This window comes from Microcoleus sp. MON1_C5 (genome assembly GCF_036701875.1).
Lineage (GTDB): Bacteria > Cyanobacteriota > Cyanobacteriia > Cyanobacteriales > Microcoleaceae > Microcoleus.
The window spans coordinates 56,981-68,007 of sequence record NZ_JAUBRN010000039.1; the positions used below are offsets into that span (position 1 = coordinate 56,981).

Annotated in this window: 6 protein-coding genes; 3 read left to right on the forward strand and 3 right to left on the reverse strand. The window is 45.5% G+C overall.

The window, feature by feature from the left end; genetic code table 11:
• The first annotated feature begins 103 nt into the window (after positions 1-103).
• Positions 104-1,549, forward strand: coding sequence for a Rid family detoxifying hydrolase (locus QUA71_RS18975; protein WP_333287307.1), 1,446 nt, complete (start codon positions 104-106; stop codon positions 1,547-1,549).
• Positions 1,550-1,907: 358 nt separating this feature from the next.
• On the opposite strand, the gene QUA71_RS18980 is transcribed toward QUA71_RS18975, so the two are convergent.
• Positions 1,908-4,061, reverse strand: coding sequence for a polyribonucleotide nucleotidyltransferase (locus QUA71_RS18980; RefSeq protein WP_333287309.1), 2,154 nt, complete (start codon positions 4,059-4,061; stop codon positions 1,908-1,910).
• Positions 4,062-4,508: 447 nt separating this feature from the next.
• Between QUA71_RS18980 and QUA71_RS18985 the strand changes: the two genes are divergently transcribed.
• Both QUA71_RS18985 and QUA71_RS18990 read left to right on the forward strand, forming a co-directional pair.
• Positions 4,509-7,886 carry a DEAD/DEAH box helicase gene (locus tag QUA71_RS18985; RefSeq protein ID WP_333287311.1) on the forward strand — a complete coding sequence of 1,126 codons (3,378 nt, stop codon included), beginning with the start codon at positions 4,509-4,511 and terminating at the stop codon, positions 7,884-7,886.
• Between the two features lie 191 nt (positions 7,887-8,077).
• Positions 8,078-8,905 (forward strand): SWIM zinc finger family protein, encoded by an 828-nt coding sequence (locus tag QUA71_RS18990; protein ID WP_333287313.1) that lies wholly within the window; start codon positions 8,078-8,080, stop codon positions 8,903-8,905.
• Between the two features lie 151 nt (positions 8,906-9,056).
• Here QUA71_RS18990 and QUA71_RS18995 read toward each other — a convergent pair whose 3' ends face one another.
• Together QUA71_RS18995 and queG are read right to left on the reverse strand one after the other, a co-directional pair.
• Positions 9,057-9,695 carry an HAD-IA family hydrolase gene (locus tag QUA71_RS18995; protein ID WP_333287316.1) on the reverse strand — a complete coding sequence of 213 codons (639 nt, stop codon included), beginning with the start codon at positions 9,693-9,695 and terminating at the stop codon, positions 9,057-9,059.
• Between the two features lie 176 nt (positions 9,696-9,871).
• The gene (gene queG / locus QUA71_RS19000; protein ID WP_333287318.1) at positions 9,872-10,837 is read right to left on the reverse strand and encodes a tRNA epoxyqueuosine(34) reductase QueG; all 966 of its coding nucleotides are present in this window, start codon (positions 10,835-10,837) and stop codon (positions 9,872-9,874) included.
• Positions 10,838-11,027 lie beyond the last annotated feature (190 nt).

An 11,027-nucleotide genomic window follows, 5' to 3' on the forward strand; every position in this document is an offset into this window, starting at 1 on the left:
TCTAATTCATCTGCGTTAATCTGTGTTTATCTGCCTATATCTGCGGTTGAAAAAGGGAATTTCTTAACCGCAGATGAAAATGGATTGACGCGGATTGACGCAGATGTTAGATCGCGCTTTCGGTTTTGGTGGTAGGCTGGGAAAGTGGGGTTTAGCGGAAGGGCGATCGAGGTTATTTATGAAAGCTGAAGAACTTTTAGAAAGATACGCTAAAGGCGAACGAAAATTTCGGACTGCACAGCTAAGTGGGGTAGACCTTCAAGGTGCAGACTTAAGCGGGATTGATTTAGAGGATGCCAATTTGTCTAGGGCAGAATTGAGTGAAGCAATCCTGATTAAGGCTAACCTTCACAAGACAAACCTTAGCAGGGCATCATTAAAAAGTGCGAATTTGACCAATGCCACATCTAGTTCACAAAATCTATCTTGGGCCGACCTCAGTGGTGCTGATTTAAGTGGAGCATACTTAATTAATGCCAATTTAACTAATGCCAATCTAAATAAAGCAAACTTGAGGGGAGCAAATCTAGCTTCTGCTAATCTAACTTTAGCTTCTTTGATTGAGACAAACCTGAGCCTCGCAAATCTGACTGATGCAAATTTGACTGGGGCAAGTTTCACTAAGGCAGAATTAAGTCGTGCGGAGTTAGGTGGCGCAAAAATTCTACACACTAATTTTCAAGGAGCTAATTTACAAGAAGTAAATATGCCTAAATTTGGTCTGTCTAGCGAGAATCTAACTGAGGCTAATTTGAGTCGATGCGACTTAGAAAAAGCATATCTCACCAAAGCTAATCTGCAAAGATCAAACCTAGAGCAAGCCAATCTGCAAGGAGCACATTTGAGCAATGCCAATCTTGAGGGAGCTAATTTGAGTCGATGCAACTTGGAAAAAACATATTTCGACAAAGCTAATCTGCAAGGGGCAAACCTAGAGCAAGCAAATCTGCACGAGACAAATTTGAGCAATGCAAATCTGAAAGGAGCCAATTTGAAGATGGCTAACTTGATGAATGCAATAACCTATGGTTGGAATATCGAAAATGCAGACTTCACGGGTGCTATAATGCCCGATGGAGAAATCTACCAGCCTGAAACCTCTGATGGAGAACTCTACCAGCCTGAAACCTCCGAAAAATTATCTCAAAAAGTGACATCTATGACGCGCAAAATTATTCGTACTGACAAAGCACCCGCACCCGTCGGCCCTTACAATCAAGCCATTGCCGCTACGGGCACTATGCTGTTTGTAGCTGGTCAAATTGCGATCGACATTAGACTAAACGATATTGTCTACACTGACGACGTGGCAAAACAAACCGAACAAGTTATGGCAAATCTCGAAGCCATTCTCACAGAAGCCGGCGCTACTTGGTTGGATGTGGTAAAAACTACGGTTTTCCTCAAAGATATGAATGATTTTGCCGCTGTGAATGCGGTTTATGCGAAATATTTTGATGCGGAAACTGCACCGGCGCGCGCTTGTGTGGAGGTTTCGCGTTTGCCGAAAGATGTGTTAGTTGAGATTGACTGTATTGCTGTGATTTGATTTCATCTTCTTTGAGAAACCAGGCTTTCTCAATAAGCCTGGTTTCTGGATATTTGGTTTTTTTAATATTTATGAGTGATTTAAACGCAGAGGGCGCAGAGGGCGCTGAGGAAGAGGGGAGAGAGATGAATAATTTGAAAGTTTATTTATAGCAACCGCCGAGGGTAAAGTGCGCGACTGTATTAACTTCTACAGCCGATCGCACTTTTGTCGATCTGTCGCTGTCGCGCACCTACTCCCAAATCAATCTGAAACTATCAGATTTAATCTCAATTAGCAATTAGCAATTACTAATTACGAGTTAGCAATTAGCAATTAGCAATTACTCTACAAGTAATTACCAATTACCAACTGTAAACTATTTATTCAACGCTTCGCGGGCGGCTACCGCTTCGTCGGGATGAATATTCAAGCGGGTCAAATTAATTCGACCTTTATTGTCAATTTCTCGCACTTTGACAATCACTTCATCGTTTACAGCTAACTCGTCTTCCACTTTGCCAACGCGGTAGTCCGCTAACTGGGAAATGTGAATCATGCCTTCTTTTCCGGGCAAAATTTCCACGAAAGCGCCGATCGGAATAATTCGAGTTACGCGACCGACATACACGTCTCCTGCATTCAACTTGCGCGTCATGCCTTGGACAATGTTGTAAGCCCGCTGAGCTTTTTCGCTGTCGTTGCCAGCAATTGTCACGGTTCCGTCGTCTTCGATGTCTATTTTGACACCGGTTTCTTCGGTGATGGCTTTGATCGTTTTGCCACCAGGCCCAATTACCAAACCGATAAATTCCGGATCGATTTTCAGGGTTAGCAAACGCGGTGCAAACGGCGACATTTCCTTGCGGGGAGTGTCGATGGTTGCCAGCATTCTTTCTAAAATTTGCAGTCTGGCCGGTTTGGCTTGACGGATGGCATTGGCAATCACATCTAAGGGCAAACCTTTGATTTTCATGTCCATCTGCAAAGCGGTAATACCGGTGTCGGTACCAGCTACTTTGAAGTCCATGTCGCCTAAAAAGTCTTCAATTGCCTGAATGTCAGTCAAAATTCGGACTTCATCGCCTTCTTTAATTAAGCCCATTGCCGCGCCGCTGACGGGTTGGGAAAGGGGAACGCCTGCATCCATTAATGCTAGCGTTGAGGCGCAAACTGAACCCATTGAGGTGGAACCGTCGGAAGAAAGGACTTCTGAAACTACGCGAATCACGTAGGGGAAATCTTCTTTGGAAGGCAAAACCGGCAGCAAAGCGCGTTCTGCCAGGGCTCCGTGACCGATTTCTCGGCGTCCGGGCGATCGCATCGGCTTGGTTTCTCCTACCGAAAACGGCGGGAAATTGTAGTGATGCAGGTAGCGTTTGTCTTGCTGCGGGTGCAAGTCGTCTCCTAAGTCTTGGGCGTCGCCTGGGGTTCCCAGGGTAGCTGCGGACAAGACTTGAGTCAACCCGCGATTAAACAACCCACTGCCGTGTACTCGCGAGGGCAGCACCCCTACGCGACAAGAAACTTGTCGCACCTCGTCTAGCTTGCGACCGTCTACACGGATGCCATCTTCGAGGATTTGCTGGCGCATGATTTTTTTGGTAACGTCTTTGAAAACGTTGCCGATCGCCTTGCTGTTGGCGGTGGCCGCTATTTTTACCGGGTCCTCTTCGGGGAGTTCGGCGATCGCAGCTTCGACTTCATTTGCCTTAACTTCGTCCAATGCTGCATTGCGCTGATTTTTGTCTGGTTCAAATTTAGACAAAATGGTGCGGATTGGGGCTTGGGCGCGATCGCGAATAAAGTTTTCCAGGGCCGAGTCTAGGGATGGGCGTTCCTCTACCACCAAATCGATCCCCAATTCCGCCATAATTTCGCGCTGCGCTTGAATCAAGTCACAGGCTGCTTCATAGCCGAAGTCGATCGCCTCGATGATATCCTGTTCCGGCAACTGGTTGGCGCCGGCTTCTACCATGATTACTCCGTCAGGAGAACCAGCTACCACGAGATCCAACTCGCCTTCTTTGATTTCGCTGTAAGTTGGGTTGATGATGAAATCGTCCCCTACCAAACCGACTCGCACTGCCGCCATCGGCCCGTAAAACGGCATTTTCGCCAGCAGTATCGCCACCGAAGCCCCCGTCACTGCCAAAACGTCCGGTGGCACTTGTTCGTCCATCGAAACCGTTGTGGCTACAACTTGGATGTCATCTCGCAGCCAGCTTGGAAATAGCGGGCGCAGCGGTCGATCGATCAAACGGCCAGTCAAAGTCACTTTTTCTGGGGGACGCCCTTCCCTTCGCAAAAATCCACCGGGAATTTTACCGCCAGCGTAGAGTCTCTCTTCGTAATCCACCAACAGGGGCAGGAAATCAATTCCTTCTCTCCCCTGCGATCGAGTCGCTGTCACTAAAACCGCCGTGTCACCCGACTGAATCAAAACTGCACCGCCTGCTTGAGGCGCTAGTAAACCAATCTTCAGTCTAATATCCCGTCCATCGAAGGATATTGACTTGTCTATCTCTACCATGTAGCACTGCTTCCTTATCTACCACATTCTTTCTCTGTCGGGATCGTAACATTACCACAGGATGTTTGAGAGTCCGACGCCAAAAGACAGGGATAATCGCCTCGCGATCCACTGTCTGTGTCTCGATTGTAAGCATTTATACTGGAAAATTATTTTTTGCAGTGTGGGGTCGATTCTCCGGTCGATCGCCCGCCAAACACCTTCCATAGATGGTACGATGAATTTTCATTTGTGAACTGGGACGTTGAAGGAAGAAGGAAGAAGGATTTAGTTATCTAGGACAGGGAATAAGCCGTAAGGTGGTTAGGGCGCACCCTACATATACAGGTTCTACCTAATTCCTGTCTGGCTCAAAATATCCTTTGTTTGTTAAAAAAAATATTCATAAATCCGATATAAATGCTGTAGTCAACCTCGCAAATAAATAAAAATATCAGGGTAAAAAAGATGGCAATTTTACACGGCAGTTGGCTACTTGACAATGAGAAAAGTTGTTTATTTATTTGGGGAGAAACGTGGCGAAAACTTGGGACAATTGACACCACAGCGGGGATAAATATACAGCATCCCTTAGCAATGACCGAAGCTGAATTTAAGGCTTTCTTAAATTCACTGCAGCAGTCGGGAAAACTGGATTGGCAATTACCGGAAACCGCCGAAAATCAACCGGAAAAAAGCAAAAAAACTCGGCGATCGCCCAAAACTCCAAACGCAGAAATTACCGCCCAAAACTCCTCAATTCAAAGGGAAATTCGGGCGATCGCACTTCCCACCCAAATCTCAGAATCGAACGCAAATCTGATGCCGCAGCACTCAGCAGCAGCACTTGAGGAACCGGCAAAAACCGAGGAAATTTACCTTTATCCCTGGCAAGTCGAGGGTTTTTGTCTCAACCCTCAAGCAGCTTTTGTTTTCTTGCAATCACTACCGCTTAACAGCACAGAACCAGACTCTTTTGTCGGCTCAGATTTGCGTTTTTGGTCTCATATTGCTAGGTGGAGTTTGGATTTGTTGGCAAGATGCAAATTTTTGCCTGGGTTGGAGAAACAGTCGGACGGTTCTGCTATTGCTAAATGGCAACCGTTGTTAGATAGTTCTACAGATACACTCCGCCTCGCCACTTTTGTCAAGCAAATGCCGACGGCTTGCCGAACATATCAATCAAAGGAAGAAGGAAGAAGGAAGAAGGAAGAAGGAAGAGGGAAGAAGGAAGAAGGAAGAGGGAAGAAGGAAGAAGGAAGAGGGGAAAAAGAAGAAGGAAGAGGGGAAAAGGAAGAAGAATCCAGTCAATTGCTTTTAGCGGTGGATTTGCCGATGGGGGCGGAGGAATTGGTGTTAGGCTTTTTGAGTAGTATTGTAGATAGTCAAGTGCGATCCTCTTCGAGGGCTGCGCTAACGGCGGGTAGCTCTACTTTAGACATCAAAACAGTTTCTCCTGTGCGCGACTGGCTGCAAGCTTTGCAGCAGGAATCTGGGATAGTTCAAGTAGAAACAGCAGCATTGGAAAACTTGGCAACCAAGCTGAGTGCTTGGACTGCACCGCTGCAAAACCAATTATCTCAACAAAGTCAATTTCGCACTTGCTTTCAACTCATACCACCAGCGCCCGGTAAAGCCAACTGGAATTTAAATTATTGCTTGCAAGCAGCAGATGAAACCGAATTTTTGGTAGACGCGACAACTGTTTGGAACAACTCTGTCGAGCGTTTGGCTTATGCGGGGCGGACAATAGAATTGCCTCAAGAAACTTTGCTTAGCGGCTTGGGTTTAGCCTCGAAACTTTATCCGTTAATTGAACCGAGTTTGCAAGCACAGCGGCCTCAATCTTGCCAATTAAATCCGCTGCAAGCTTACGAGTTTATTAAATCTGTAGCTTGGCGGTTTGCTGATAGCGGGTTGGGCGTAGTTTTGCCGCCGAGTTTGACAAAGACGGATGGCTGGGCGAGTCGTTTGGGTTTGAGCATTCAAGCGGAAACTCCGAAAGTGACTCCGGCGAAAGGTGGGTTGGGATTGCAAAGTCTGCTAAATTTTAAGTGGGAATTGACGATCGGCGGACAGCGCATTTCTAAGGCAGAATTTGACAGATTGACCGCTTTGAATTCGCCTTTGGTGGAAATTAACGGCGAGTGGGTGGAGTTGCGCGCGCCGGATGTGAAAGCGGCTCAAACTTTTTTTGCCAGTCGCAAAGAGCAAATGACTCTTTCTTTGGAGGATGCTTTGCGTTTGGCGTCGGGCGATACTCAGATGATCGAAAAATTGCCTGTAGTGAATTTTGAGGCTACGGGTCAACTTCAGGAATTGTTGAATACTTTGAGCGATAATCAAGCGGTAAGTGCGATCGCAACTCCGGCTAGTTTCCGAGGACAATTGCGACCTTATCAAGCCCTAGGAGCAGGCTGGTTAGCATTCTTAGAACGCTGGGGTTTGGGCGCTTGTCTCGCGGACGATATGGGATTAGGCAAGACGGTCGAGCTAATTGCTTTCCTCGTGCACTTACAGGAACAAGATTCTCTAGAAGCGCCAACATTACTGGTTTGTCCGACATCGGTATTGGGCAACTGGGAGCGCGAAGTCAAGAAATTTGGACCGACGCTAAAAGTGTTAGTTCACCACGGAGACAAGCGCGCTAAAGGCAAAGCATTTGCGGCTGAAATTAAACGAAAGGATTTAATAATTACCAGTTATGCCCTGGTGTTTCGCGATGCGAAGGAATTTCAAGGCATTAAATGGCAAGGATTGGTTTTAGATGAAGCGCAAAATATTAAAAATTCTGAGGCTAAGCAGTCGCAAGCGGTGCGACAAATCGAGGCATCTTTTAGAATTGCGCTGACGGGAACTCCGGTGGAAAATAGACTGCAAGAATTGTGGTCAATTTTAGAATTTCTGAATCCTGGCTATTTGGGGCCGCGCAATTTCTTTCAGCGCCGATTTGCAATTCCGATCGAGAAATACGGAGATAGGGAATCTTTGCAGACTTTGCGATCGCTCGTTCGGCCTTTCATCCTCCGCCGCCTGAAAACTGACAAAGAAATCATCCAAGATTTGCCCGAAAAACAGGAGATGACTGTATTTTGCGGGCTGGCGGCTCAACAGGCGGTATTATATCAGAAAATAGTCGAAGAGTCAATAGCGGAATTAGAATCAGCAGAAGGCATTCAGCGCCGGGGAATGATTCTGGCTTTGCTGGTAAAACTCAAGCAACTTTGCAACCATCCGGCACTTGTGAAAGCAGAAGCTAAGCCGAAAGAATTGGAGATTAAGAGTCAGGAATCGGGGAAATTGCAGCGGTTGGTGGAAATGTTAGAAGAGGTGCTCGCTGAGGGCGATCGGGCTTTAATTTTTACTCAATTTGCCGAATGGGGAAAACTTCTGAAACCGCATCTAGAACAGCATTTAGGGCGAGAAGTTTTGTTCTTGTACGGAGGAATTCGGCAACAGCAGCGGGAAGAAATGATCGATCGCTTCCAGCACGACCCCCAAGGCCCGCCGATTATGATTTTATCTTTAAAAGCAGGCGGCACAGGTTTGAACCTAACCAGAGCCACCCACGTTTTTCACTATGACAGATGGTGGAATCCCGCAGTAGAAAATCAAGCAACTGACCGCGTATTTCGCATCGGTCAAACTCGCAACGTGCAAGTCCACAAATTTGTCTGCACTGGTACGTTAGAGGAAAAGATTCATGATATGATTGAAAGCAAGAAAGCTTTGGCTGAACAAGTAGTCAGTGCCGGCGAAAACTGGCTCACTGAACTAGATACAGACCAACTTCGGAATTTACTAATTCTCGATCGCAATGCTATCATAGAAAATGAAGAAGAATAATGTGTTTAATTTTCTTCGGTTTGTAGTGAGGACTTTACTCCTAAAAAATCAGAATAACTACACACTCCGACCCAAGAAACCGGGTTTTTTACCGGATTAAAGGTTATCATCCAGTTTTTTCGTCAAAAACCCGGTTTCTGACTCTGCTAGATAACTAAAGCTTTCTTCCTTCTTCCTTCTTCCTTCGGCTTATGATTGACAGAGAATGGTGGAATCAACAGTGGCTCGATTTAATCAATACCTACCGCTTCAAAAAGCGCTTAGAACGTGGCTGGCAATACGCGCGCGAAGGTAAAGTTCTCAGCATTAAATTTCCCAGCCAAGAAGTAATCGCCGTAGTTCAAGGAACAGATCCCAAACCCTATCAAGTTTCTTTAGGACTCGACACATTGAGCGATGAAGATTGGGATTACGTGATTGAAAATATGTCGCAAAGAGCAGTTTTTTCAGCTAAATTACTAGCAGGAGAAATGCCACACAATATTGAGGATGTATTTGCGGCCGCGGGCAAAACGCTATTTCCGTTAAGTTTGTCAGATCTTCGATCGCGCTGTAGCTGTCCTGACCCCAAAAACCCTTGCAAACACATCAGTGCAGTATACTACTTATTGGGCGATCGCTTCAGCGAAGACCCCTTCGTACTCTTTCAACTGCGGGGGAGAACCAAAGAGCAAATCTTGACAGCACTTCGTCAAAGACGAGGTAGGCAAGGAGAGGAAAATTCCCAACTCAACTCCGGCGAAAATTCCCCCACTACGAATCCTAAATTGCCGAAGGTCGATCGCTTTTGGGAATACAATCAGCAGCTAGAATCATCTTTAGTAGTTATTGTACCGCCGCCCAGCAGCGAGACAGTATTAGATATCTTAGGCCCAATTCCCCTCGCAACCGACGGAAAAGGAACCGCTAGCAAATCCTCGCCCGCCTCTGACGCACTCAAGCAGCATTTTAGCAAAATCTACCAAGCAGTTAGCCAGCAAGCAGTTTTAGCAGCACTGAAACGCGGCGAAGGGGAGTAACATAATTTACTCGCAGACATGATACTAGGGACTGTGGCTGATAACAAATCAGGCTTTTATACGCCTTTTATTCTTTAGTCCCTCTCTGTTGGAACGAGAGTTTGGGTAGAAGAGATTTCAACCGACGAGTCTTACTTTTTGCAATTTCAGTTTACACTTCCCACAAATTATTCATAATCTCTATCAATTCCTGGGGGCGTTTAATCAAAAAATCGGGATTGTGTGCAGCCAAAGCCTCCTGAGAATTAAAACCCCAAGCTACAGCAATTACCTTAATTCCTGTTTTTCGAGCCGCTTCAATATCTCTAATCTCATCTCCCACATAAACGACTTGTTGAGGATTTATATGTTCTGTTTTTAGCCAGCTATTAATAACTTTATGTTTGCCAAAAGTTGAACCAGAGTAAATAAATGTGAAAGTGTCTTGCAAACCATTTGTTTCCAGCGATGCCAAGACATTTTCTCGGGAATTAGATGTGATAATGCCCAGTTGAAAGCCCAGTTTTGTTAGAGCGAGTAAAACTTCTTTAATTCCCGGAAATAATTGAATATTGGGAATTTCACTGCGTAACTCTGCTTTCAACATTCTAATCAACAGCGGGAATTTGAAGATAGAAATGCCCGAATACTGAAGGAGTTGCCAAGAAGTTAAATTGCTCAGTTGAGCGATTTGCTCTTTGGTCGCCGATTTAAAACCTAATTCTACTGACAAACGGTTAGTGATGCTCAGAAGAATATCGATTGTATCTGCTAAAGTACCGTCAAAATCAAAAATAATTACTTTGGTCATTGGACAATAGCAAATAAGGAACGGGGGAGCATAAAATTTTAGATTTTAGATTTTAGATTTTAGATGGGAAATGATTTACTGCATAATGTATTCACTCTTGGCGAGCCGTACATAGCCTAAGGTTATTATCTATAGGGTAAGGTACCCCCTAAGCACCCTGACGAACATCTCCACTTTTAAGGGTTAATTTGATTTGCTTTCGCATTTCGCCGCAGCATTTCGGGTTTTATACGCCGCAGCGCCGAAGCTGTAAATCGGCGGTTCCATTCTTCGTCGGAAATGTCGGCTAATTCTGCAAGTGTCGGCGCTATATTTTCAGGATAAGGCTCAAAGTCTGCAACATCTGTTGGTTTGGCAAATCGCTGATTCCAAGGACAAACATCCTGACAAATATCACAACCTGCTACCCAACCTTGTAAATTAGATGCAATTTCGTCGGGCAATTTTTCGGCTCGATTCTCGATCGTGTGATAGGCTATACATCGATCGGCATTCACCACAAAAGGCTCAGTAATTGCCCCCGTCGGACACGCCTCAATGCAGCGAGTACAAGTACCGCAATGTTCCGTATGGGGTTCATCGGGCGCTAACTCCAAATTAGTCAAGATTTCTCCCAAAAACACCCAAGAACCGTATTCGCGCGAAATTACATTACCATTTTTGGCAATCCAGCCAATCCCTGCACGCTGCGCCCACATTTTATCTTGAATCGGCCCGGTATCAGCATAATACCGCGCTTCAATTCCCTCGCCTTGCGATCGCACCCAATTTGCCAAAACCTTCAGTTTTTTGTGCAGGATTTTGTGATAATCCCTTCCCCAGCCGTAGCGAGAGATTTTAGCATATTCGACCCCTGGCTCGACCCTCCCCTCCAAAGGGGGATTCGGGGGGCGTTGGTGAGGCGTGTAGTAGTTGATGGCGACACATATTAAGGACTGCACTTCTGGCATCACCAATTGAATATCCTGCCGCTTTGGGTTGGCCATCCATGCCATATCCGCCTGATAACCCTTGTCCAGCCAAGCCTGCAATCGTTGTTTTTCTAGATCGAAATCCGCGTCTTTTGAGGCTATCCCGACTTTGTGAAATCCCAACTCAAGGGCTTTTTGCTTCACCAAAATGCTGCTAATTGGCGCTTTCATTTGATACCAGGTAAATATTTACCTTTTGTATTGACTATTTTGATTTTATATGATATGTAAAGCAATTTTTAACGATCGGTTTCCTAAATAAACTAATTCCGCGCACAATCGAGTGATACCAATTTAATATGAAGCTGCATAGAATAAAGCTTCCAGAATGAAAGTGTAAGAAGATAGTGAACTCATTTCT